Below are 22,502 nucleotides of genomic sequence, written 5' to 3'. Positions count from 1 at the left end.
GGTGCTCCCCCGGCCAGGACAGCCGGGGGCAGGGGGGAGGAGCGATTAGGTCAGACGATATCCAGGTGGCCGATGCCGGCGGACAGGTCCCGGTCCTTCGATTCCTTGCCGTGCAGCTTGATCTGCAGGCGCAGGTCGTTGACCGAGTCGGCGTTGCGCAGGGCGTCCTCGTAGCTGATCTTGCCGGCCTCGTAGAGATCGAACAGGGACTGGTCGAAGGTCTGCATGCCCAGTTCCCGGGACTTCTTCATGATCTCCTTGATCTCGGTGACGTCGCCCTTGAAGATCAGATCGGAAATCAGCGGCGAGTTGAGCATCACCTCCACCGCCGCCGCCCGGCCCTTGCCATCCTTGAGCGGGATCAGGCGCTGGGAGACCAGACCGCGCAGGTTGAGGGACAGGTCCATCAGCAACTGCTGGCGCCGTTCCTCGGGGAAGAAGTTGATGATCCGGTCGAGGGCCTGGTTGGTCGAGTTGGCGTGCAGGGTGCCCATGCACAGGTGGCCGGTTTCGGCGAAGGCGATGGCGTGCTCCATGGTCTCCCGGTCGCGGATCTCGCCGATCAGGATCACGTCCGGGGCCTGGCGCAGGGTGTTCTTCAGCGCCGCCTCCCAGGAATCCGTATCCACCCCCACCTCGCGCTGGGTGACGATGCAGTTCTTGTGCTCGTGCACATACTCCACCGGGTCCTCGATGGTGATGATGTGGCCGTAGGAGTTCTCGTTGCGGTAGCCGATCATCGCCGCCAGGGAGGTGGACTTGCCCGAACCGGTGCCGCCGACGAACAGCACCAGGCCGCGCTTGGTCATGGCCACGTCTTTCAGCACCGGCGGCAGCTTGAGCTCGTCGAGGTCGGGGATGGCGGTGTTGATGGTGCGCAGCACACAGCCGATGCGGCCCTGCTGGACCAGGGCATTGACCCGGAAACGGCCGATGCCCGAGGGCGAGATGGCGAAGTTGCACTCCTTCTTCGCCTCGAACTCGGCCGCTTGACGGTCGTTCATGATCGCCCGCGCCAGTTCGGCGGTGTGCTGCACCGACAGGGGCTGGTTGGTCACCGGGGTGACCTTGCCATCGATCTTGATCGCCGGGGGAAAACCGGCGCTGATGAAGAGGTCCGAGCCCTTCTTCTCCACCATCAGGCGGAGCAGGTCGTACATGAATTTGAGGGCCTGGTCGCGTTCCATGCTGCTTGACTCCTAGGTAGTGCGTGTTGCGCCGCCGGCTCAGGCGCCGAAGGCGTCCTTGTTGGTCGCCTTGGTCTTGGCTTCGGCGGCGGAGACCACGTTGCGCCGTACCAGGTCCATCAGGTTCTGGTCCAGGGTCTGCATGCCGAACTGCTGGCCGGTCTGGATGGCCGAGTACATCTGGGCCACCTTGTTCTCCCGGATCAGGTTGCGGATGGCCGGGGTGCCGATCATGATCTCATGGGCCGCCACCCGGCCGGCGCCGTCCTTGGTCTTGAGCAGGGTCTGGGAGATCACCGCGCGCAGCGACTCGGAGAGCATCGCCCGGACCATTTCCTTTTCCGCCGCCGGGAACACGTCCACGATCCGGTCCACGGTCTTGGCCGCCGACGAGGTGTGCAGGGTGCCGAACACCAGGTGACCGGTTTCCGCTGCGGTCAGGGCCAGGCGGATCGTTTCCAGGTCGCGCATTTCGCCCACCAGCACCACGTCCGGGTCTTCGCGCAGGGCCGAGCGCAGGGCGTTGTTGAAGGACAGGGTGTGGGGCCCCACTTCCCGCTGGTTGATCAGGCTCTTCTTCGACTCGTGCACGAATTCGATCGGGTCTTCCACGGTCAGGATGTGGCCGTACTCGTTTTCGTTGATGTGGTTCACCATCGCCGCCAGGGTGGTGGATTTACCCGAGCCGGTGGGGCCGGTCACCAGCACGATGCCGCGGGGGTACTCGGAGATGTCCTTGAAGATCTTCGGCGCGTTCAGCTCCTCCAGGGTCAGCACCTTGGAGGGAATGGTCCGGAACACCGCGCCGGCACCGCGCTGCTGGACGAAGGCGTTGACCCGGAAACGGGCCAGGCCGGGAATTTCGAAGGAGAAGTCGCACTCCAGGTTCTCTTCGTAAACCTTGCGCTGCCCATCGTTCATGATGTCGTACACCATGGCGTGCACATCCTTGTGCTCCATGGGCGGCAGGTTGATGCGGCGCACGTCGCCATGCACCCGGATCATGGGCGGCAGGCCGGCGGACAGGTGCAGGTCGGAGGCCTTGTTCTTGACGGCGAAGGCGAGCAGTTCAGTGATATCCATGGTGGGTCCTGAGCGGGAGTCCGGGCGAAGTTGCGGAAGAATGGGCGGGGTGTGGCGGAGGGGAGGGGAGCGGGGCCTGAAATGCCCCGGTGGAGCGGGGTATACTCGCGGCTGGCTGCCTTGTCGGCGGCCGTCCACCTTGTTTCCGAATGCCGCCAACACTGACGATCCGGCCGATTATGACGTTCATTTCCGCCAACCTGCAAGCTGTGCGCGACCGTATCCGACTGGCGGCGGCTGTCGCCGGCAGAAATGCTGACAGCATCGGCCTGTTGGCGGTGTCGAAGACCATGCCCGCGGAGCGGGTGCGCGACGCCGCCGCCGCCGGCCAGCGCGCCTTCGGCGAGAACTACGTCCAGGAAGGCGTGGACAAGGCGCGCCAGCTGGCCGGCTTGGGGCTGGAGTGGCACTTCATCGGCCCCTTGCAGAGCAACAAGACCCGCCCCGTGGCCGAGACCTTCGCCTGGGTCCATTCCATCGACCGCCTCAAGCTCGCCGAGCGGCTGTCCGCCCAGCGTCCCGCCGACCTGCCGCCGCTCAACGTGTGCGTCCAGGTCAACGTCTCCGGCGAGGACACCAAGAGCGGCTGCACCCTGGAAGAAGCACCGGCCCTGTGCCGCGCCGTGGCCGCCCTGCCCAACCTGCGGCTGCGCGGCCTGATGGCGATTCCCGCGCCGGCCGATGAGATGACCGCCCAGCGCGAACCCCTGGCGCGGCTGCGCCAGCTGTTTGAACAACTCAACCGGGAAGGGCTGTCCCTGGACACCCTGTCCATGGGCATGTCCCACGATTTGGAAGCCGCCGTGCTGGAGGGCGCCACGATGGTGCGCATCGGCACGGCGATCTTTGGCGAACGCAAGAAACCACAAGGATCCGAACAATGAAGATCGTTTTCCTCGGCGGCGGCAACATGGCCAACGCCCTCATCGGCGGCCTCACTGGCAAAGGCTTTGCCGGTACCGACATCACCGTCATCGAACCCCACGCCGAGAACCGGGAGCGGCTCAATCGCGACTTCGGCGTCGTCACCCGGGAAGCCGCCGACCAAGCCGGCGCCGACGTGGCCGCCGCCGACGTGGTGGTGCTGGCGGTCAAGCCCCAGAGCATGAAGGAGGCGGTGGCCCCCCTGGCGGCCCACCTCAAGGGCCAGCTGGTGGTTTCGATCGCCGCCGGCCTGCGCTTCGACGCCCTGTCGCGCTGGCTGGGCGGCCACGCCAAGATCGTGCGTACCATGCCCAACACCCCGGCCCTGGTGGGCGCCGGCATCACCGGCCTGTGGGCCGCCCCGGCGGTGAGTGCCGCCGAGCGGGAGGCGGCGGCGCGCATCCTGGGCGCCGTCGGCGAGACCGTGTGGATCGACGACGAGGCCAAGATGGACGCGGTCACCGCCGTGTCCGGTTCCGGCCCGGCCTACGTCTTCCTGTTCATCGAGGCCCTGCAGCAGGCCGGCACCGAACTCGGCTTCGACGCCGACACCGCCCGCCAACTGGCCATCGGCACCGTGCTCGGCGCCGCCAAGCTGGCCGCAGGCAGCCCGGAACCGGCCAGCGTGCTGCGCGAGCGGGTCACCTCCAAGGGCGGTACCACCTTCGCCGCCTTGGAAGTGATGGCCGCCAAGGGGGTCAAGGAGGGCATCGTTGCCGGGGTACATGCGGCCAACGCCCGGGGCCAGGAGCTGGGCGATCAGCTCGGCAAGGGCTGAGGCGGAGCGCCGCGATGCTGCTGCAAATCCTCTTCTTCCTCATCGACACCCTGGCCAGCTTCTTCGCCGGCCTGATGCTGCTGCGCTTTCTCATGCAGCTGCGCCGCCTGTCCTTCGCCCATCCCCTAGGCCAGTTCATCGTCAAGCTGACCAACTGGGCGGTGCTGCCCCTGCGCCGGGTGGTGCCCGGGGTGGGCGGGTACGACTGGGCCAGCCTGCTGCCGGCGTGGATCATCCTGGCCGCAGTGCAGGGGCTGCAGCTGGGGCTGGTACTGGGGGGCGACGTGCTGCGCTGGCTGCCGGCGGCAGCCCTGTTCGGCGTGCTGGAGCTGATTCACCTGACCGTGGTGGTGTTCCTCGCCCTGGTGCTGGTCCAGGCCATCCTGTCCTGGGTCAATCCCTACTCGCCCCTGGCCCGGCCGGTGGCCGAGCTGACCCAGCCGATCCTGGCGCCCTTGCAGCGGATCATCCCGACCATTTCCGGCATCGACCTGTCGCCCCTGGCGGCGCTGCTGATCGGCCAGGTGCTGCTGATGCTGCTGACCGGGGTGCGCGCCGGCCTGCTGCCGGTCCTGCTCTGAGCCGGCCCATGGCGCCGGTGTGGTGGCGGATCGGGCGGGACGGTAGCGTCACGGTGGCCTTCCACGTCCAGCCCGGGGCGAAGAAGACCGAGGTGGCCGGCCCCCATGGCGACGCCCTGAAGATCAAGCTGGCCGCCCCGCCGGTGGATGGCAAGGCCAACGCCAGCCTGCTCGCCTTCGTCGCTGCCGCCCTGGGGGTGCCCAAGGCGGCGGTGACGCTGAAAAGCGGCCAGACCTCGCGGCAAAAGGTGGTGGAGATCAGCGATCCCCCCGCCGACGGCGACCGGCGCCTGTTCGCCGGCTAGTCGTTAATACTCCTGCGTTTTTTCCCCGTTCTCCGGCCCGGCCGAGGCGTTCGGCCGCGTCATGGCGGCGTTGCTTCGCACGGGTTTGCCGTGCCCGTGGGGGCTTGCGGCACTTCCGGGGAAATAGCGGCAGAAATTTTGGGCCGTGGCCCGGCGGGTGTGCGGCCCATGGCGGCACTGACAGCAAAGCCATGCCCGGAAAGCCACGAGGGGCGGGCATCTTCACGGCATATGCCTGGAGACGCCCGCCCCTCGTGGCTTTTCAGCCGGCCACCGTGAAACCCCGCGCCAGTCGTGGCTTTCCAGGCGGTGCCCGAAAACGGCGAACTGGGCGGCGGCCCGGAGGCAAGGCAAGAACCCGGCGCGGTCGGGTGCCGGCGGGAATCGCCCTGCCGTGGCGGCGGCCGGGTTAGCGGTTGAACGCCATTAGCGGCTGAACACCACCTTGCCGCCCACCAGGGTGGTGGCGACCCGGCCGGTGATGGCACGGCCGAGGAAGGGGGTGTTGGTGCCGCGGCTGACCAGGGTGTCGGTACCCACGGTCCAGGTCGCTTCCGGGTCGAACAGCACCACGTCGGCGGGGGCGCCGACGCCCAGGTCGCCGCCGGCCACGCCGAGCAGGGCGGCCGGATCGCAACTCAGCCGGGCCACCGCCGTGGTCAGGGGCACGCCCGCTTCCCGGGCCCAGGCTAGGGTCAGGGGCAGCAGCAGTTCCACGGCGCTGACGCCGGGGGTGGCTTCGCCGAAGGGCACTTGGCGCTCGTCCTCGGCCAGGGGCGTGTGGTCGGAACAGACCGCCGCCAGGGTGCCGTCGGCCAGGGCTTCGCGCAGGGCGGCCCGGTCGGCGGCGGTGCGGAAGGGCGGATCGACCCGGGTCAGGTTGTTGAAGAAGCCGATGTCGTCGTCGGTGAGGTGCAGGTGGTGCACCGCCACGTCGGCGGACAGGGGCAGGCCCTGGGCCCGGGCGGCGCGCACCAGGGCGACACCAGCGGCGGAGGACAGGCGGGTGAGGTGGATGCGCACGCCGGTGGCGCGGCACAGTTCGGTGATCTGGGCGATGGCCACGGTTTCGGCCACCACCGGGATGCCGGGCAGGCCGAGGCGGGCCGCCACCTCGCCGTCGTGGGCGACGCCGCCCCGGGCCAGGGACAGGTTCTGCGGGTAGTACCACACCGGGAAGTCGAAGGTGGCGGCGTACTGCAGGGCGCGCAGCAGGGACTGGCTCTCGCGCACGGCGCGCTTGGCCTGGGAGAAGGCGACGCAGCCTTCGGCGGCCAGGCCGGCCATCTCGGCCAGCTTCTCACCGGCCAGCCCCTGGGTCAGGGCGCCGACGGGGTGGACCCGGGCCAGGCCGGCGTCCTGGGCGCGGCGCACCAGGCGTTCCACCAGCTCGGGCTCGTCCATGGGCGGATCGGTGTCCGGCGGGCAGGCCAGGCGGGTCACCCCGCCGGCCACGGCGGCTTCCAGCTCCGGCTCCAGGCCGGGCAGACGGGCGGCTAGATCGACGACCCCGGGCAGCACCAGCTGGCCGGCCGCGTTCAGGGTGCGGTCGGCGGCAAAACCGTCCGGCGTCTGGCCGGCGGGCAGCAGCGCGACGATCTGGCCGTTGGCGATGAACAGGTCCCGGGGCGCGTCCACGCCGTGCTTGGGATCGATGACGCGGCCGTTGGTGATGGCGATTTTCATGTCGGATTGGCTCATGTTCAGTTCCCCGCCAGGATGCTCATCACCGCCATGCGCACGGCGATGCCGAAGGTGACCTGGTTGAGGATCACCGCCTGGGGCCCGTCGGCCACGGCGGAATCGATCTCGATGCCCCGGTTCATCGGCCCCGGGTGCATGACGATGGCGTCGGGTTTGGCCAGCTTGAGCTTGGCCGGGGTCAGCCCGAAACGCTTGAAGTACTCGGAGGCCGAGGGCAGCAGGGCGCCGTCCATGCGCTCGTTCTGCAAGCGCAGCATGATCACCACGTCGCAGTCCCGGAGACCGTCTTCCAGGTTGTGGAAGACCTTCACCCCCTGGGCCTCCAGGTGGGCCGGCAGCAGGGTCTTCGGGCCGATGGCGCGGATCTCGCCGCAACCCAGGGCGCGCAGGGCGTGGATGTCGGAGCGGGCCACCCGGGAGTGCAGGATGTCGCCGACGATGGCCACGGTCAGCCCGGCGAAGTCGCCCTTGTAGTGGCGGATCGTGTACATGTCGAGCAGGCCCTGGGTCGGGTGGGCGTGGCGGCCGTCCCCGGCGTTGACCACGCGGATGTCGTGGCGGCCGGTGCGGGCCAGGTGCTCGGCGATCAGGAAGGGGGCGCCGGAGGTGGCGTGGCGCACCACGAACATGTCGGCGTGCATCGAGCAGAGGTTGTCGATGGTGTCGAGCAGGGTCTCGCCCTTGGCGGTGGACGAGCGCGACACGTCCAGGTTGATGACGTCGGCCGAGAGGCGTTTGGCGGCGATCTCGAAGGTGGTGCGGGTGCGCGTCGAGTTCTCGAAGAACAGGTTGAAGACGCTCTTGCCGCGCAGCAGCGGAACCTTCTTCACATCCCGGTCGGAGACTTCGAGGAAACTCTTGGCAGTGTCCAGGATGTGGGTGATGGTCTCCCGCGGCAGGCCCTCGGTGGAGAGCAGGTGCAGCAGGCGGCCGTCGGCGCCGAGCTGGGGGGAGAGGGGCTGGTGGGGCGGAGTGGGCAGGTCAGCCATGGGCAGTCTCGCGGATAGTGCTAGAGGGGCTGGGAAATTCGACCGGGAAGGCAGGGGCAGCAGGGGTAGCGGCAACAGCCAGGCGGCTTACAGGGCGCCGAGTTTCCAGGAGAGTTTTCCAGCGTCGTCCTTGGTCAGGATCAACTCCTGGTGGTCGTCCAGTTCCACGTCCCAGACGCAGTACTGGGCAGCGATCGGCAGCTCGCGGCCACCCCGGTCGGCGAGCACCGCCAGGTCCACCGCCGCCGGCCGGCCGTAGTCGAAGATCTCGTTGAGGGCGGCCCGGGTGGTGCGGCCGGTGTACAGCACGTCGTCCACCAGGATCAGGTGGCGGCCTTCCACCTCGAAGGGGATCGAGGTCGGCTTCACCTGGGGATGCAGGCCCTTCTCGCCGAAATCGTCGCGGTAGAAGGACACGTCGATCATGCCCACCGGCGCGCTGATGCCGAGCACCTCGCGCAGCCGCTCCGCCAGCCAGGCGCCGCCGGAGAAGATGCCGACCAAGGCGGTGTCCGCGGTCAGGTCGGGGCGGATCTTGGCGGCCAGTTCGGCCACCTGGGCTTCGGCGTCGGGGAGGGACTTAGAGAGCATCGAAATATCCTTGCAGGATGAGTTGGGCCGCCACGGCATCGAGGTGCTGCCGGGCGGAACGACTGGTGTGGCCGGCCTCGAACAGGCGCGATTCGGCGTCTGCCGAGGTTAGGCGCTCCTCGGCCAACGCCACCGGCAGGCGGAAGCGGCCGTGCAGCTGGTTGGCGAAGCGCTCGCAGCGGGCGGTCAGGGCGTGGGGCGTGCCGTCCATGTGCACCGGGCGGCCCACCACCAGCCCCACCGGACGCCATTCGGCGATCAGCTTGGCGATGGCGTTGAAACGGGCCTCCACCTGTTCCCCCGGGATTACGGTGAGCGGGTGGGCCTGGCGCAGCAGGGTCTCGCCGGTGGCCACACCGATGCGCTTTTCGCCGAAATCGAAGCCGAGCAGGGTGCCGGCGGGCAGCACCACGGGAGGGACGGGGGCGGCAGCCGGGGAGGCGGGTTGCTCAGGCATGCCCGGCGCCGTCGGCGAGGAAGGCGAGATTGACGCCGAGCTTTTGCAGGGCAGCGGCCAGCCGTTCTTCCGGGGGCAGGGTGAACAGCACGTCGGCGTCGGCGGCCACGGTCAGCCAGGCGTTCTGCATGATCTCCTCCTCAAGCTGGCCGGGGCCCCAGCCAGCGTAGCCGAGGGACACCAGCACCTCGGCGGGCTGGCCGTGGTCGCCGATGGCTTGCAGCACGTCCCGGGAGCTGGTCAGGCCGATGGTGTCGCCCACCGCCAGGGTGGATTGGAAGCTGCCCACCGGGCGGTGCAGGACGAAGCCCCGGTCAGTCTGTACCGGCCCGCCGAAATAGACCGGCTGGGCAGCGAAGCCTGGGGCGGCGAGGGTCAGGTCCACCTTCTCGAACAGCTCGGCCAGGGTCATGTCCAGGGGGCGGTTGACCACCACCCCGAGGGCACCGCGCTCGTTGTGCTCGCACAGGTACACCAGGCTCTTGGCGAAATAGGGGTCTGTCATCGCCGGCATGGCGATGAGAAAGTGGTCGGTCAACTGGCCGCTGGCCTGGGCTGCGGCGGACGGTGAAGAGGGGCCGGAAGTGGTCATGCCCCAATTGTAAACTGCCCCGGGATTCCCCCCAAATGCGCGTACCGGGCCGTGTCGCCGCTCAGCCTCCGGGGACGGCGAACTGCCAGGACAGGGTGCCCTTGTCCAGGGCGAACACCCCGCCGTGGCCGCGCTCGCCCTTGATCCGGTAGATCTGGCCGGCCAGGTGGATCTCGACCCCCTCGTGGGCGTCGCTGGCGGCGACCACCTTGGCGTCTGCCGCTAGGTCCACCTGGCGCTGCAGGAGCTGGTCCCGGGCGGTCAGTTCGGCCAGTTCGTCGAGCAGGCGCAGGCGGGTCGGACCGGCCTTTTCGGCAAAGCCCGGCGGCAGGCGCTCCGGCTGCTTCTGGCCGAGGGCCAGCAGTTGCACCAGCTGGTCGAGCTGGCGGGCCTTTTCTTCCCGGCTGCGGGCGATGCTGGCGCGCTCGTGCAGCACCGCCTGGGGTACGCCCACCTCGATGCGGGTTTCGGCGTGGGAGGGGGAGCCGAGCACCTTGGCCTGGACCAGCAGCCCGGCCCGGGCGGCGCCGCCGGCGAGCAGGCCGCGCTTCTTGTCGCCGACCAGAATGCGCTGGCCGGCCACCAACTGGCACTGCAGGGCCACATCGTCGATCAGGATGGTATCGCCGGCCTCGATGGCGGCCTGCTGCACGAAGGTGGCGGTGAGGCTGCCCTGACACGAAATGCGCCGGTTGCCCCCCTCGGATTCGGGCCGGCCCAGGGCGCCGAGCACGCCGCCCTTGATCATGATGTTGCCGCCGGCCTCCAGGGTAACGGCCTCCACCGTGCCGCCGATTTCGATGTCGCCGCCGGCCTTGATGGTCATGCCGGCCTGGACGTCGCCTTCGACCACCACCGAGCCATCGAAGATGATGTTGCCGGTGGCCATGTTCACCGCCCGTACCCGGTGGGTCGGCTCGACCATCACGCCGCCGCGCACTTCCACTGGCTGGCCGACGATGGTGGAGGTGAGAATGTCCGGGTCGTGAGGATCCACCGCCACCCCGTCCAGGTTGGGGGCGAACATCATCTCCTTGCCCGGCTTGGCGGGAATGGCCAGGCCGGTGACGGTTTCACCGGCCACCCCGGCGGTGGCGTGAATGCGCCGCATCAGCGGGGCGCCGGGCTGCACCGTCTGCACCTCGCCCAGGTTGCGGTAATCCACCCGGCCGCTGGCGTCGATCTGGGGCACCCGGGAGCGCAGCCCGGGCAGCAGGGATTCGAAGCGGCCGTCCTCGCCGGCTACCGCCGGACGGCCCTCGGCCACCACCAGGGCCTCCCGGGTACCGGTTTCGGCCAGGGCGGCGGCCAGGTGGATCACCTCGTCCTTGAGGCCGCAGACCACGCTGCGCTCGCTCAGGGCGCGGCGGATGGCCGCTTCGTCGGCGGGCCGGCCCCCCTGGGGCGGGCGGATGCCCAGCCAGGCGGACATGCGATCCTCGGCCAGGGTGATCACCACTTCGCCGTCCACCGCGTCGGCCACCGGCAGGGCCGCGATCGCCTGGCCGGTAGCCAGCGCCTGGGCCAGCACCGGAATGGCCGCCTCCTTGGGGCGGCAGGCGCTGAAGCCGGCGTCGGCCAGGGCCGCGGCGATGGCTTCCGGCCCCTCGGCGGCATCGGCCAGGGCCGGTCCGCGGGTGGGGTCGAAGCTGGCCAGCACCGTACCGCCTTCCCGCATGAATGCCAGGCCCGGCAGCTTGCCGGCAGGGGGTGGGGCGGTGGTACTGGTGTTCATGGCGATCCTCCTTGATCTGCGCTCTTGCCGGCTCTTATGGCGGCGGCCCGGGTGGAACCTTCCACGGCCGGGGCCGTCCTGCTGCGGTCTCATGTCGCTTATCGGCATGAGTATGGCGGTTATTGAGCGGTGCCGCATCCCGCAGTGCAGCGCCGTCGGGGGATAATCCCGGGCGGTGCCGCCATCGCGGCGCCGGGGGGATCGCCTCCGCGTCTTTTTTCTTACCTTGCTCCATCCTGCCCATGCCACCAGCCTCGTCCTTGCCGGCCGTATCGGCGCCTCCTTCCCGGGAGATCGCCCTGGTCTGGTTTCGCCGCGATCTGCGCGACTACGATCATGCCGCGCTTTACCACGCCTTGAAGAGCGCCCGGCGGGTGTTCTGCGTCTTCGTCTTCGACCGGGACATCCTCGATCCCTTGCCGCGCCAGGATCGGCGCGTCGAGTTCCTCCACGGCAGCATCGGCGAACTGGCCGGGGCGTTGCGGGCGCGGGGGGGCGGGCTGATTGTCCGTCATGGCCGGCCCCACGAGGAAATTCCCCGCCTGGCGGTCGCCCTGGGGGCGGGAACGGTGTTCGCCAACCGGGATTACGAGCCCGCGGCGATCACCCGGGACGAGTTGGTGGCCCAGGCTCTGGCCGAGTCCGGGGTCGCCTTTCGCGCCACCAAGGACCAGGCGGTGTTCGACGGTGATGAGGTGCTCACCCAGGGCGGTGCGCCGTTTTCCGTGTTCACCCCCTACAAGAACGCCTGGCTGAAACGCTTGGCGGCCCCGGGGGGCGACTTCTACCTGCGCCCCTACCCGACCGAGGGGGCCGCTTTCGGCACCCTGGCCGCGCCGCCGGCCGACCTTGACCAACCCCTGCCCAGCCTGGCCGACCTGGGCTTTGCCCCCACCAACCTGGCGGACCTGAAGGTGCTGCCCGGCATGGCCGGCGCCCGGGCGCGGCTGGCCGACTTTCTGCCCCGGCTGGCGCGCTACAAGGCCCTACGCGACTTCCCCGGGGTGAAGGGCGTTTCCTACCTGTCGGTGCACCTGCGCTTTGGCACCCTGTCGATCCGGGAACTGGCCGGCCTGGCCTGGCGCGATGGCAGCGAAGGGGCCCAGGCCTGGCTCAACGAGCTGATCTGGCGCGACTTCTACTTCATGATCCTGGCCCGCCATCCCCGGGTGGTCGGCGCCTGCTTCCGCCCCGAGTACGACGCCCTGGCCTGGGACGAGGGGCCGGATGCGGACGAGCGCTTTGCTGCCTGGTGCGCCGGGCGCACCGGCTACCCCCTGGTGGATGCGGCCCAGCGCCAGCTCAACCAGACCGGCTACATGCACAACCGGCTGCGCATGGTCTCCGCCTCGTTCCTGACCAAGGACCTGGGCATCGACTGGCGGCGCGGCGAGGCCTACTTCGCCGAACAGCTGATCGACTTCGACCTGGCCGCCAACAACGGCGGCTGGCAGTGGGCGGCCTCCACCGGCTGCGACGCCCAGCCCTACTTCCGCATCTTCAACCCGGTCACCCAGTCGGAGAAGTTCGACCCGGAGGGCCACTTCATCCGCCGCTACGTGCCCGAGCTGGCGACGGTGCCGGCCAAGTACCTGCACGCGCCGTGGACCATGGGCCCCCTGGTGCAGGAGGCCTGCGAAGTGAAGATCGGCCGGGACTACCCGGCCCCGGTGGTGGACCACGCCAGCGCTCGGGAGACGACCCTGGCGCGCTTCGCCGCAGTCAAGGGGGCGGCGGCGGAGTAGGCGCGGTGCCGGGGCCTGGGGCGCGATAGCGCCGACCCCACGCCGGGTCCGCCGGCCATGGTGCATCAGAAAACGCTAAACTACTGATCCGTCAGGTGCGCGCGGTGCTGCTCCAGCGGCCCCGGCAACCTCCCCGCACGGCCCCAGGGCCGCGACGCTGCCGCCGTCCGTCGCGGGTGCCCCTGACCGACCCATAACCACAACAGCAGGAGACCCCCATGGCCCCGACGCCCTTCCCTTCGTCCTTCCCCTTGGCCGCCGGCCGGCGCCGCTTTCTCGGCCTGGGCGCCGGCCTTGCCGCCGGGGCGGCCCTGGCGCCCAGCCTGTCGGCCTTCGCCGAGGACATGGAGATGGCGATCAAGGGGCCGCCGGTGAAGGACATTGCGCCGACCCGCATCAGCCCGCGGGTGTGGGTGATCGAGGCCCCGGACGGTTTCCCCACCCCGGAAAACCAGGGGATGATGGCCAACATCACCTTCGTGTCCACCGGCAAGGGCGTGGTGGTGCTCGATTCCGGCGCCTCCTGGCAGATCGGTGAGATGGCCATCCGCCAGTTGCAGAAGCTGACCCGGGAGCCGGTGGTGGCGATCTTCAATTCCCACTACCACGGCGACCATTTCCTTGGTAACCAGGCCTTCGTCGCCGCCTTTGCCGCGCCGGCCGGCCAGGCTGCCCTGCCCATCTATGCCCACCAGGAAACCATCAAGGCCATCCGCGGCAGCGAGGGCGAGGGCTGGCGCGCCGCCATGGAGCGCTGGACCAACCTGGCCTCGGCCGGAACCAAGGTGGTGGTGCCCAATACGGCGGTGAACCACGGCGACACGATCAAGATCGGCGACCGCACCTTCCGCATCCACCACTACGGCCGGGCCCACACCCCGGGCGACATCTGCGTCGAGATCGTCGAGGAAGGCATCACCCACGTCGGCGACATCGCCATGGACCGGCGCATCGCCAACATGGAGGACGGCTCCTACGTGGGCACCTTCAAGACCTACGACGCCCTGCTCAAGAACACCCGCAGCAAGCTGTGGATTCCCGGCCACGGCCTGCCCTCGGCCGGGGTGCTGGAGTGGAACCGGGCCCTGTTCGCCGGCATCTACGAGACCTGCGAGCAGGCGATCAAGGACGGCGCGCCCCTGGAGGCGGCCAAGGCGCGGGTGCTCAAGGACCCCCGGGTGGCCTCCCGGGCCGCCGAGACCAAGGGCTTCGACAGCAACATCGGCAAATACGTCAGCCTGGCCTACCTGGAAGCCGAAGCCGCGGCGTTCTGAGCCGGCGGGCGGGAGCGGCGCGCCTGGCCAGTGGCCGTGGCTAGGGCGTAGCCCGGCCCGCGCCCTGTGGGGGTGCCACGTATCGCTCCGCACCTGGCGGCGCTACCGCCCGATTTCCGATCCGCTTCTTACTTACCTGTCCAAACCCAAGGCGGGGCGGGCATCTTCACGATGCCTGCCTGGAGAGGTACGCCGTTGCTTGCGCTCAGCGATGACCGCCTGGAGATTGGCTACTGGCGCGGAGTTCCAGGGGGTGGGTGTCAGGGAGCCCGCTTTGCCCGGGCCGATTCCAGCTGTTCGCACAACCGCTCGGCGCCCAGCAGCAGGCGCGGGGTGTGGCGCTGGATCAGGGCCGGCGGGACGAAGAACAGGTTGTTGCGCGCCACCGCCGTGACCCGGGTCCAGCGCTTCCAGTCGTCCAGCCAGTCCGGGCGTTCGTCGCCCATGCCGCTGGCCACGATCACCTCCGGGTTGGCCGCCACCACCGCTTCTACCGACACCGCCGGCGCCATGGTGGTCAGGTGGCCGAAGACGTTTTCACCGCCGCACAGGCGGATCACGTCGGAAATGATCTGGTGGCCGCCGATGGTGAGCAGGGGTTGCTTCCACACCTGGTAGAAGACCCGCACCTTGGGCCGTTGCCGGTAGCGCTGGTCGAGCTCCGCCAGCTTGCGGCGGAACTGGGCGGCGGCGGCATTGGCGGGGGCGCTGGTGCCGGCCAGCTGGCCGAATTTTTCCAGGCTGGCGGCCACGTCCTCGATGCGGTTGGGCTGGGAGAGGAACAGGGGCAGCCCCAGGGTTTTCAGCTTGTCCACGTGGGCGGCGGCGTTGCCGCTCTGCCAGGCGATCACCAGGTCCGGCTTGGCGGCGGCTACCGCCTCCAGGTCGATGCGCGAGTAACCCCCGACCCGGGGCAGCTTGGCGGCGGCCTCCGGGTAGTCGCTGTGGTCCACCGTGGCGACGATGCGCTCGCCGGCCCCGGCGGCGTAAAGCAGCTCGGTGATGTGCGGCGCCAGGCTGACGATGCGCTTGGCCGGTGCGGCCAGGGTGATGCTGCGGCCGGTGTCGTCGCTGACGGTGATCGGCGCGGCAGTCGCGGCAGTTGCGGGGGCCGCGGCAAGGGCGGCCAGGCAGGCGAGGCCGGCGCAGGTGACGCGGGCGAGGTGCCGGGGGCGGGCAGAAGTGATCATCACAACTCCTTGAAAGCGTCGACGGCCCGGGCCAGGCGCTGCCAGGCGGCCTCGTCGGCTGGGGGCAGGCCGAAGCGCAGCCGGCCCTGGGGGGCGAACAGGCGGGTCAGGATGCCGCGCCGCGCCAGCTGGTCGTAGCCGGCGGCGGCCTGGGCCGGGGTCAGGGTGAGGGTCTGGAACAGGGCGCAGCCGGCCACCGGGCCGTGGGGCGCCAGCAGGGCGGCCAGGCGGGCGCTGGCCTGCACCAGGGCGGCGCCGGCGGCGGTCTGCCAGGCTGCATCGGCCAGGGCGGCCCGGGCCACCCAGCGCGACGGGCCGGCCACCGGCCAGGGGCCCAGGGCTTCCGCCAGGCGGGTGGCCAGGGCCGGGGCGAGCAGGGCGCTGCCGACCCGGACGCCGGCCAGGCCGTAGAACTTGCCCAGGGAGCGCAGCACGATCAGCCCCGGGTAGGCCGGGGTGCCGGCAAAGGGCGCCACCGAATCGTTGGCCTCGGCATCGGCGAAGGCCTCGTCCACCACCAGCCAGCCGCCCCGGGCGCCGAGGGCGCGGGCGGCGGCGAGCAGGTCGGCGCGGGCAAAGCGGCTGCCGTCCGGATTGTTGGGGTTGCCCAGCACCACCACGTCCCGGCTGGCCGCGGCCTCGGCCAACTGGTCGGCGGCGAAGGGCATCAGGCGGTGGCCGGGGCCGGTGCCGTTGCTGCGGCTTTCCCAGGCGTAGGGGTGTTCGGCGTAGGTGGGGGCGAGCACCCCGACCGTGCTGCTCGGACGCAACGCCGGCAGGGCCTGGATGGCGGCCTGGGAGCCCGGCAGGACGAGCAGGGTGGCGTCGGCGCTGACGCCGTAGGCGGCGCGGGCGGCGGCTTCCAGGCCGTCGTCGCCTTCGGGCAGGCGCTGCCAGGCCTGGGGTGGAATGGCCGGCAGGGGATAGGAGGCCGGATTGATGCCGGTGGACAGGTCGAGCCAGTCCTCCCGAGGGATGCCGTAGCGCTGGCTGGCGGCGTGCAGGCGGCCGCCGTGCTCAAGCATGGGGGGCTCCGGCCAGGGTCGCCAGGGTGGCCCGGGTGAGCACGGCCACGGCGCCGAGCAGCAGGGCGGCGGCCAGCCACAGGCCGACGCTGCGCTGGATCAGGGCCAGGGCCCGGCCCAGGTCGCGCCGTTCCGGGGGGCGGCCGGCCCCCAGGGGCGGGCGGATTTCCTCGACGCCGTGGTAGATGGCGGCGCCGCCCAGCTGCACCCCCAGGCTGCCGGCGCCGGCAGCCATCACTGGTCCGGCGTTGGGGCTGTCCCAGGCCGGGGCCTGGGCCTTCCAGCAGCCCAGCGCCGTGGCCCGGTCGCCGAGCAGGGCGTAGGTCAGGGCCGTGAGCCGGGCGGGCAGCCAGTTGAGCAGGTCGTCGATTCTCGCCGCGGCCCAGCCGAAGCGCAGGAAGCGCGGCGTGCGGTAGCCCCACATGGCGTCCAGGGTGTTGGCCAGGCGGAACAGCACCGCGCCGGGGCCGCCCAGCACGAGGAACCAGAACAGGGTGCCGAACACCGCGTCGTTGCCGTTTTCCAGCAGGGATTCGACCCCGGCCTTGGCCACCCCGGAGTCGTCCAGGGCCGTGGTATCGCGGGAAACCATCCAGCCCACATGGGTGCGGGCGGCGGCCAGGTCGCCCCGGGCCAGGTCGTCGGCCACCCGGGCGCCGTGCTCGGCCAGGCTGCGGTGGCCCAGGGCGAAGTACAGGCAGAGGACGTGGAAAACCGCCCCCAGCCAGGGCTGGGCGCACAGCCAGGCGGCCAGGGCCACCGCCGGCAGCACCGCCACGGCCCAGGCCAGCAGGCCCAGGGGACGGCCACCGCGCAGCTCGTGGCCGGTGGTTTCGGCCACTGCGGTGAGGGGGTTGAACAGGGCCTCGATACGTTGCGCCAGGGTGCCGAAGCCGATCAGGGGATGCCAGCGCGCTACCTCGCCCAAACGGCGGTCCAGGGCCCAGCCGGCCAGGGCCAGCAGGGGCAAGAACAGGGGTGACAGCAGGGCGGTCCAGGAAGGTAGGGCAGCGGTCATGCGACAATCGGGGCGTTGGACGATCGGGGCCGGCGACGGCTGCCAGAGGCAACCGGGCCGGCGCGGGGCCGCTATTATCGCCTCCCCGGCGCGCTTTTACCCGCCAGTCGAGCTCGACGCAGAGCGTGCAGAGTCCGCAGGGCAGGCCGTGAATTGTAATGGCCGGTAGGTATGGCAATGCCGGGGGAATCCCCCTCGCGCTCCTCCCTATTCCCTGCATTGCTGGGGGCGCTGCGTTGCACGCGGTGTGGCGCGTCATCGCCATTGCCCCCTTTTCTTTCCCTTTCTGCCGATTTCGCCGCAATGACGTTGCCTGTTTCCTCTGCCTCCGCTGCTGATTCGAGCGCTGTGCCACCTGCCGCACCACGCATCCCCACCCTGATGGTCCAGGGCTGCACTTCGGACGCCGGCAAGAGCACCGTGGTGGCCGGCTTGTGCCGCCTGTTCGCCCGGCGCGGCGTCAAGGTGGCGCCGTTCAAGTCCCAGAACATGGCGCTCAACGCCGCGGTCACCGAGGACGGCGGCGAGATCGGCCGGGCCCAGGCCTTGCAGGCCCTGGCCGCCGGCCTCAAGCCCCACACCGACTTCAACCCGATCCTGCTCAAGCCCACCACCGACCGGCGCGCCCAGGTGATCGTGCACGGCCACCCGGTGGCCGACCTGGACGCCCGGGACTACCACGCCTACAAGACCCGGGCCATGGCCGCGGTGCTCGAATCCCACGCCCGCCTGTCCCGGGCCTACGAATGCCTGCTGGTGGAAGGGGCGGGCAGCCCGGCGGAGATCAACCTGCGCGACCGGGACATCGCCAACATGGGTTTCGCCGAGGCGGTGGACTGCCCGGTGATCCTGGTGGCGGACATCGACAAGGGCGGCGTGTTCGCCCACCTGGTGGGCACCCTGGAGCTGCTCTCGCCCTCCGAGCAGGCCCGGGTGCGGGGCTTCGTCATCAACCGCTTCCGCGGCGACATTTCCCTGCTCGAACCCGGCCTGCGCTGGCTGGAGGAACGTACCGGCAAGCCGGTGCTGGGGGTGCTGCCCTACCTGCACGGCCTGTTCCTCGACGCCGAGGACGCCCTGGGCACCGCCACCGTGGCCAAGGTGGCGCCCAAGCTGACGGTGATCGCCCCGGCCTACCCCAGGGTGTCCAACCACAACGACCTGGACCCGCTGCGCCTGCATCCGGAGGTGGATTTCCGCTGGATCGGCCCGGGCCAGACCCCGCCCCCGGCGGACCTGGTGGTGCTGCCCGGCTCCAAGGCGGTCCAGGCCGACCTGGCCTGGCTGGAAGAGCAGGGCTGGATTCCTTACCTGAAGCGCCACCTGCGCTACGGCGGCAAGGTGATCGGTCTGTGCGGCGGCTACCAGATGCTGGGGGAATGGCTGCACGACCCCCAGGGTCTGGAAGGGGCACCGGGCAGCCGGGCCGGCCTGGGGGTGCTGGAGGTGGAAACCACCCTGGAGGCGGAAAAACAGCTGCGCAACGTGACCGGCCGGCTGGCCCTCAAGGGCCTGCCCGGGGTGGCCGACGGGGCGGCGGTGAGCGGCTACGAGATCCACATGGGCGTCACCCGGGGGCCGGGCTGCGGCCGGCCGGCGGTATGGCTGGCGGCACCGGGCATGGTGCTGCCCCGGCCGGACGGGTCCATCTCCGAGGACGGCCAGGTGCTCGGCACCTACTGCCACGGCCTGTTCGACGAACCCCAGGCCCTGGCCGCCCTGCTCGCCTGGGCGGCGCAAGGCAGCGGCCGGGACGGGGAACGGAGCGGCTTCCAGACGGTGGACCTGGCCGCCCGGCGCGAGGCCGACCTGGACCGGCTGGCCGACAGCATCGCCGCCAGCCTGGATCTGACGCTGCTGGCCGACTGCCTGCCGGCCCGGGCCCTGCAAGGGGATTAGGGCAGCACCTAACGCGGTAGCAGGGCCGTAGGGGCGCGTCGGCAGAAACCTGATGGGCGCCGGCGGCGCGGGTCCGTGGCGCGGTGGAGGTCGTGCTGCAACAAAACGCCCGCGCAGCCATTGCGGCTGCGCGGGCGTTTTGACGAGGGCGGCAGGGGCGCCGCCGGGCAGCGGTCGAGGTGGTGCTCAATCCTCGTCCCGGGCGCGGATGAAGATCGGGGCCAGGGTCAGGAAAGGGCTGGTACCCGCCAGTGTCTGGCCGCCGCGGGCCTGTCCAAGGCGCTCCTGAGGTGGCGCCTGGTGTGCTTTATGGGCCTCATGCGCCTGGTTTCGCCAGATGGTGCCGCTGGACGGTGCCTGGTTTTCCTGCGCCCCCGCCGGGTTTTCCTGCGCCCCCGCCTTGGCCGCCACGCTCAAGACGCCGTTGACGTAGGCGATGTCGTAGTTGCTTGCGTCAAAGCCGTTGCCGCCCTGGGCGTTGCCAACCGCGATCGCGTAACTGCCGGCCTTGGCATCGGCTGGGGCGCCGCTGCTGCTTAAATCCACCCTGACGAGGGTCTCGTCGTTTTTCAGCTGGCCGCCACCCGTCGTGAACTCGGTGCCCGTAAACGCCAGCAGGCTGCCTTCGGTCTTGCTGGCGTTGGCGGCGGTGACGGTCAGCGCCGCCTTGTTGATCTCCAGGCTCCCGGCATAACGGATGTCATAGCCGCGTTGGTCCGAGTACAGCCCGCCAAGCTGCAGCGAACCATCGCTCGCGCGGTAGGTGCCCGCATTCTTGCTGGCGGTGGCATAGCTCAGGCCGCCGTCCAGTTGGGCGCCGCTCACGCTGGGGGTGTAGCTGCCCACCGTGCCGCTGGCGGCGCTGCCATCGTAGACCTTGCCGGCCAGGGTGCCGGCATCCACCGTCAGCGCCTTCAAGAGGCTGCGCAGCAGCGGTGTGCTGTGCCCGTCGTAGATGCGCCAGACGGCGCCGCTGCCGCCCCGATCGTCGATGTTCGCCCCCCAGGCGGCGAATGTTCCGGCTTTTTGCAGGTCGGCCAGGGATTTGCCGGTGCCGAGGGCGTTGCCTGTCCAATCGCCATTCACTAGGCCGCCGTTGTTGATGACGTTGCCATTGATGTCGGTGGTGGCGTAGAAGGCGTTGGTGATGGTGCCGCCGTTTTCGTCGACGCCGACCAGCCCGCCCGCGCAATTGAGGGAGTCGCCCAACGCGCTGACGCTGCCCGTGGCGTAGCTGGCGCTGATGCTGCCATAGGAGTAGTAGCCGACCAGCCCGCCCGCAAAGGCGTTGCCGCCGCCTGACGCGCTGGCGCTGACGCTGCCCGTGGCGTAGCTGCTGCTGATGTCGCTGTAGTTGTAGCCGACCAGCCCGCCCGCATAGGCGTAGACGTTGCCCGACGCGCTGGCGCTGACGCTGCCCGTGGCGTAGCTGGTGCCGATGCTGCCACCGTGGCTGTTGAGGCCGACCAGCCCGCCCGCAGAGGCGCGGAAGCCGCCCGACGCGCTGACGCTGCCCGTGGCGTAGCTGGCGCTGATGCTGCCACGGTTTTGGCCGACCAGCCCGCCCGCGCCAATGTCGAAGCCGAGGATCTCGCTGGTGCTGACGCTGCCCGTGGCGTAGCTGGTGCTGATGCTGCCAGTGTTGAAGCCGACCAGCCCGCCGACGTAGCCGCTCCCGTTTACGGACCCGCCCTCCAGCCCGACGTTGCGGATAACGCTGTCACTCGAGGTATAGCCGAACAGGCCGACGTAGATCGTGCTGGGCTGCTCGATGACGAGATTGCGGATGACGTGCCCCAGGCCGTCGAAGGTGCCGTTGAATGGGGTGTTGTAGTCGCTGCCGACGCCGCTGATCGGCGTGAAGTTGCCGCCGCCGCTGGCGTCGATGTCGGCGCCCAGTGCGTACTTGCCGCCCAGGCCGTCATTGATGGCCTGCAAGGCCGTCAAGTCCTTGATGACGGTGTAGCCTTGGCCATTGACGGTGAGCAGGCCGCTTCCCGACTTCTCGAAATTCACCCGCCCGGAGAAGCCCGGGGTATTGATGTTGCCGCCGCTGCGGTAGTTCATGGCCAGTTTGCCGTCGCTGTTGACCGAGACCACGGCGTTGATGTCGATGTTGCGCTCGGCGTTGAGGGTCAGGGTACTGGCGGCCGACCACGTGACCGCATCATTGACGCGGATGTCGCCCTTGCCCCCGGCGGTACCCTGGGTGGCGGTCTCGATGGTGAAGTTGCCGTTGTTCTGCAACGCGGCAGACACGGCGGCGCCGGTCATGTTGCCGCCGCTGGCGGCGATGGTGAAGTCGTTGGGGTCGATCAGCCAGGTGCCGCTCTGGCCGCTGGCGGCCTTGGTGGTGATGAGGGCGCTATCGGCCACCGTGACGCGGGCGGCGGAGGTTTCGATGAAGCCGCCGTTACCGCCGGCCGGGGCGCTGGCGTCCAGGGTGCCGCCGACTTGGGTTTCACCATGTTCCATGTCGGCGATCAGCAGGATGCGGCCTTGATGCTCGGCCACGGCACGGGCTTGGATCGTGCCGGTATTGGCGACGACGCTGGCGGAGAGCGCATCGGCGGCCTTGCCGGTCATGACCACCTGGCCGCCGTCGGCCACGATCAGTTGCTTGTTCTCGACCAGGGTCTTGACCGTGGCCGGGTCGACCGCCACCTGGAGCAGGCCATTGGCGCCGGCGTCCAGGGTGATCCGGTCGCCCGCCGCCATCGCCACGGTGCCCAGCCGGGCGGTGACGATGCCCTCGTTGCGCACGGTGGGGGCCAGCAGGGCCACCAGGCCGCCGTCGGCGGCATTGATGGTGCCCTGGTTGACGATGCCGCCGGTGGTGCCGTTGCGGGTGAATACCGCCTTGCCAGCCAAGAAATCCTCGTTGGTGATATTCATGGTCGAGGCCACCAGCCCGCCCACGTCGACCTGGCTGCCCTTGCCGAACACCACGCCGTTGGGGTTGATCAGCCACACCTGGCCGTTGGCCGAGAGCTTGCCGTGAATCTGGCTGGCATCGCCGGCGATCACCCGGTTGAGGGCGACGGCGCTGGTGGACGGCTGGATGAACTGGACGGCGGCGTTGGCGCCGATGTTGAAACTCTGCCAGTTGATGATGGCCTTGTCCGAGCCCTGAGTGACGGTCATCTGGTTGCCGCTCTGGGCGATGCCGGCCTGGCCGGCCACCACCTGGGCGCCGGTGGGCAGGGCGTTGGCGGCGAGGGCGCCGGCGGCCTGGGCGAAGACGGGCAGGGAGAAGGCCGCGCCGAGCAGCAGGGTGGCCGCCTTGAGCCGGGCGGGCGCCCGGCCGCCGACCTTGCCCCGGCCGCGGGCGATTTCGGGGGCGGGAACGTAGCGCTGGGTTTGGTCGTTCCAGACGAGACGGTAGGTGTGGTTCATGGCGTTAATCCGAGCAACGTGCTTGATGG

Annotated in this window: 19 protein-coding genes; 7 read left to right on the top strand and 12 right to left on the bottom strand. The window is 70.0% G+C overall.

Annotation, left to right across the window (positions count from 1 at the left end; genetic code table 11):
• Positions 1-50 precede the first annotated feature (50 nt).
• Positions 51-1,187, bottom strand: coding sequence for a PilT/PilU family type 4a pilus ATPase (locus tag OTERR_RS14905; RefSeq protein ID WP_054621504.1), 1,137 nt, complete (start codon positions 1,185-1,187; stop codon positions 51-53).
• Between the two features lie 39 nt (positions 1,188-1,226).
• Complete coding sequence (locus OTERR_RS14900; RefSeq protein ID WP_054621503.1) at positions 1,227-2,270, bottom strand: type IV pilus twitching motility protein PilT; 1,044 nt, start codon at positions 2,268-2,270, stop codon at positions 1,227-1,229.
• A gap of 179 nt (positions 2,271-2,449) precedes the next feature.
• Between OTERR_RS14900 and OTERR_RS14895 the strand changes: the two genes are divergently transcribed.
• The 4 genes from OTERR_RS14895 to OTERR_RS14880 are packed head-to-tail and all read left to right on the top strand — an operon-like array spanning position 2,450 to position 4,858.
• Positions 2,450-3,154: a YggS family pyridoxal phosphate-dependent enzyme gene (locus OTERR_RS14895; RefSeq protein WP_149426244.1), complete on the top strand. Its 705-nt coding sequence runs from the start codon at positions 2,450-2,452 to the stop codon at positions 3,152-3,154.
• The gene (proC, locus tag OTERR_RS14890) at positions 3,151-3,972 is read left to right on the top strand and encodes a pyrroline-5-carboxylate reductase (RefSeq protein ID WP_149426243.1); all 822 of its coding nucleotides are present in this window, start codon (positions 3,151-3,153) and stop codon (positions 3,970-3,972) included. The genes OTERR_RS14895 and proC overlap by 4 nt, the downstream gene beginning before the upstream one ends.
• Positions 3,973-3,986: 14 nt before the next feature.
• Positions 3,987-4,553 (top strand): YggT family protein, encoded by a 567-nt coding sequence (locus OTERR_RS14885; protein WP_149426242.1) that lies wholly within the window; start codon positions 3,987-3,989, stop codon positions 4,551-4,553.
• Between the two features lie 8 nt (positions 4,554-4,561).
• Positions 4,562-4,858 (top strand): DUF167 domain-containing protein, encoded by a 297-nt coding sequence (locus OTERR_RS14880; RefSeq protein ID WP_054621499.1) that lies wholly within the window; start codon positions 4,562-4,564, stop codon positions 4,856-4,858.
• A 426-nt stretch (positions 4,859-5,284) separates the two neighbouring features.
• Here the strand turns inward: OTERR_RS14880 and OTERR_RS14875 are convergent, their stop codons facing one another.
• The 6 genes from OTERR_RS14875 to OTERR_RS14850 all read right to left on the bottom strand — a co-directional run bounded on the left by OTERR_RS14875 (position 5,285) and on the right by OTERR_RS14850 (position 10,926).
• The gene (locus tag OTERR_RS14875) at positions 5,285-6,559 is read right to left on the bottom strand and encodes a dihydroorotase (protein ID WP_342780105.1); all 1,275 of its coding nucleotides are present in this window, start codon (positions 6,557-6,559) and stop codon (positions 5,285-5,287) included.
• Between the two features lie 2 nt (positions 6,560-6,561).
• On the bottom strand, positions 6,562-7,551 hold the full coding sequence (locus tag OTERR_RS14870; RefSeq protein ID WP_054621498.1) for an aspartate carbamoyltransferase catalytic subunit: 990 nt from the start codon (positions 7,549-7,551) through the stop codon (positions 6,562-6,564).
• A gap of 87 nt (positions 7,552-7,638) precedes the next feature.
• Complete coding sequence (gene pyrR, locus OTERR_RS14865) at positions 7,639-8,142, bottom strand: bifunctional pyr operon transcriptional regulator/uracil phosphoribosyltransferase PyrR (protein WP_054621497.1); 504 nt, start codon at positions 8,140-8,142, stop codon at positions 7,639-7,641.
• Complete coding sequence (gene ruvX / locus OTERR_RS14860) at positions 8,132-8,599, bottom strand: Holliday junction resolvase RuvX (protein ID WP_054621496.1); 468 nt, start codon at positions 8,597-8,599, stop codon at positions 8,132-8,134. The genes pyrR and ruvX overlap by 11 nt, the downstream gene beginning before the upstream one ends.
• Positions 8,592-9,191, bottom strand: coding sequence for a YqgE/AlgH family protein (locus OTERR_RS14855; RefSeq protein ID WP_054621495.1), 600 nt, complete (start codon positions 9,189-9,191; stop codon positions 8,592-8,594). The genes ruvX and OTERR_RS14855 overlap by 8 nt, the downstream gene beginning before the upstream one ends.
• 61 nt (positions 9,192-9,252) lie before the next feature.
• Positions 9,253-10,926, bottom strand: coding sequence for a flagellar assembly protein A (locus tag OTERR_RS14850; RefSeq protein ID WP_187775261.1), 1,674 nt, complete (start codon positions 10,924-10,926; stop codon positions 9,253-9,255).
• Between the two features lie 242 nt (positions 10,927-11,168).
• Between OTERR_RS14850 and OTERR_RS14845 the strand changes: the two genes are divergently transcribed.
• Positions 11,169-12,671 carry a cryptochrome/photolyase family protein gene (locus tag OTERR_RS14845; protein ID WP_149426240.1) on the top strand — a complete coding sequence of 501 codons (1,503 nt, stop codon included), beginning with the start codon at positions 11,169-11,171 and terminating at the stop codon, positions 12,669-12,671.
• Positions 12,672-12,889: 218 nt separating this feature from the next.
• Positions 12,890-13,945: an MBL fold metallo-hydrolase gene (locus tag OTERR_RS14840; RefSeq protein ID WP_149426239.1), complete on the top strand. Its 1,056-nt coding sequence runs from the start codon at positions 12,890-12,892 to the stop codon at positions 13,943-13,945.
• A gap of 260 nt (positions 13,946-14,205) precedes the next feature.
• On the opposite strand, the gene OTERR_RS14835 is transcribed toward OTERR_RS14840, so the two are convergent.
• The 3 genes from OTERR_RS14835 to cbiB are packed head-to-tail and all read right to left on the bottom strand — an operon-like array spanning position 14,206 to position 17,178.
• Positions 14,206-15,135, bottom strand: coding sequence for a cobalamin-binding protein (locus OTERR_RS14835; protein ID WP_149426238.1), 930 nt, complete (start codon positions 15,133-15,135; stop codon positions 14,206-14,208).
• Complete coding sequence (gene cobD / locus OTERR_RS14830) at positions 15,135-16,160, bottom strand: threonine-phosphate decarboxylase CobD (RefSeq protein ID WP_149426237.1); 1,026 nt, start codon at positions 16,158-16,160, stop codon at positions 15,135-15,137. Before cobD ends, OTERR_RS14835 begins: the two co-directional genes overlap by 1 nt.
• A complete protein-coding gene (gene cbiB / locus OTERR_RS14825; RefSeq protein WP_187775260.1) occupies positions 16,153-17,178 on the bottom strand; it encodes an adenosylcobinamide-phosphate synthase CbiB in 1,026 nt (341 codons plus the stop codon). Before cbiB ends, cobD begins: the two co-directional genes overlap by 8 nt.
• A gap of 381 nt (positions 17,179-17,559) precedes the next feature.
• Here cbiB and OTERR_RS14820 point away from each other — a divergent pair, with 381 nt between their 5' ends.
• Positions 17,560-19,077 (top strand): cobyric acid synthase, encoded by a 1,518-nt coding sequence (locus tag OTERR_RS14820; RefSeq protein WP_223116071.1) that lies wholly within the window; start codon positions 17,560-17,562, stop codon positions 19,075-19,077.
• Between the two features lie 186 nt (positions 19,078-19,263).
• Here the strand turns inward: OTERR_RS14820 and OTERR_RS14815 are convergent, their stop codons facing one another.
• Positions 19,264-22,473: a two-partner secretion domain-containing protein gene (locus OTERR_RS14815; RefSeq protein WP_149426235.1), complete on the bottom strand. Its 3,210-nt coding sequence runs from the start codon at positions 22,471-22,473 to the stop codon at positions 19,264-19,266.
• Positions 22,474-22,502: the final 29 nt, after the last annotated feature.

Source organism: Oryzomicrobium terrae (assembly GCF_008274805.1).
In the GTDB taxonomy this organism is placed as follows: Bacteria; Pseudomonadota; Gammaproteobacteria; order Burkholderiales; family Rhodocyclaceae; genus Oryzomicrobium; species Oryzomicrobium terrae.
The sequence above is the reverse complement of the archived record's forward strand: the minus strand, read 5'-3'. Positions and strand labels throughout refer to the sequence as shown.